A 1481-nucleotide genomic window follows, 5' to 3' on the forward strand; every position below is an offset into this window, starting at 1 on the left:
GAGGAATTGTCAATACCTGTGGATCGGCTTGTTTCAGGCGACCTCCGTTCCAGTTGATTCGGTCGGTGCCGAGTCCGCCGACGGGGTGATGTCGGTGGGTCGCTCGAGCAGTTTGCCTTTGTGGAAGATCGCGCCGGCCCGGACCAGAGCGACCAGGTGCGGTGCGTTGACGGCTCGCCAGCGGGCTTGCGCGGCGTCGATCAGCTTGTAAGCCATGGCCATTCCGGCGACGCGTGAACCCGGCCCCTTGGTCACCTTGGTCCTCAAACGTACCGTGGCAAACGTTGATTCGATCGGGTTGGTAGTGCGCAGATGGACCCAGTGCTCGGCCGGGTACTTATAGAACTCCAGCAGCACATCGGCGTCATCGACGATCTTGGCGACCGCCTTGGGGTACTTGGCGCCGTAGTCCACCTCGAACGCCTTGATCGCCACCTGCGCGTGGTCGATATCCTCGGCGTTGTAGATCTCCCGCATCGCCGCGATCGCCCCCGGATGAGCCGACTTTGGCAGGCAGGCAAGAACATTGGCCTGCTTGTGAAACCAGCACCGCTGCTCGCCGGTGGCCGGGAACACCTCACGCACGGCCTTCCAGAACCCCAGGGCCCCATCGCCGACGGCCAGCACCGGTGCGGTCATCCCGCGACGTCGGCACGACCGCAACAGATCAGCCCACGACTCGGCCGACTCCCGGTACCCGTCGGTGAGCGCGACCAGCTCCTTGCGGCCGTCAGCGCGCACACCGATCATCACCAGCAAACAGAGCTTCTCCTGCTCCAGGCGCACCTTGAGATGGATGCCGTCGACCCACAGGTAGACGTAGTCGGTGCCCGACAGATCACGGGCCTCGAAGGCCTTGGCCTCGTCCTGCCACTGCGTGGTGAGTCGGGTGATCGTCGTGGCCGACAAGCCGGCACCCGAGCCCAGGAACTGCTCCAACGCCGGACCGAAATCACTGGTCGACAAGCCATGCAGATACAGCAACGGCAACACCTCGGTCATCTGCGGCGACTTGCGCACCCACGCCGGCAGGATCGCCGAGGAAAACCGTTGCCGCTCACCAGTGTCCGGGTCAACACGTTTGTCATTGACCCGCGGCGCGGTCACACTCACCGCGCCCGCCGCGGTGAGCACCTCGCGCTCGCGGTGATAGCCATTGCGCACCACCAGCCGGTGCCCGTTCTCATCAAGCTCACCGGCATGAGCCTCGATGTAGGCGGCGACCTCAGCCCGCAACGCTGCGGCCAGCATCTGGCGGGCACCGTCGCGGACAATCTCATCGAGCAACGACCGCGACGAGCCAGCATCCTCGTTGGATGAATCCGCATCGTGAACTACCGTGAGCATGGGCGTACCTTCCCGAACCAGCGCGCCAACGCCGGCTCTTGATCAGACCTTCGACATTCAGATCATCCTCGGGAAGGTGCGCCCTTTCCTACGCCGCCTCGCCGAGGCTCATCCACAGGTTCTGATCATTGCTC

At 64.1% G+C, this 1481-nt stretch carries 1 protein-coding gene; it reads right to left on the reverse strand.

The annotated features are described in order from the left end of the window. Nucleotides 1–33 precede the first annotated feature (33 nt). Complete coding sequence (locus EB75_RS15950) at nucleotides 34–1347, reverse strand: IS256 family transposase (RefSeq protein WP_052536990.1); 1314 nt, start codon at nucleotides 1345–1347, stop codon at nucleotides 34–36. Nucleotides 1348–1481: the final 134 nt, after the last annotated feature.

The organism is Mycobacterium sp. ST-F2, assembly GCF_001905655.1.
Taxonomy (GTDB): Bacteria; Actinomycetota; Actinomycetes; order Mycobacteriales; family Mycobacteriaceae; genus Mycobacterium.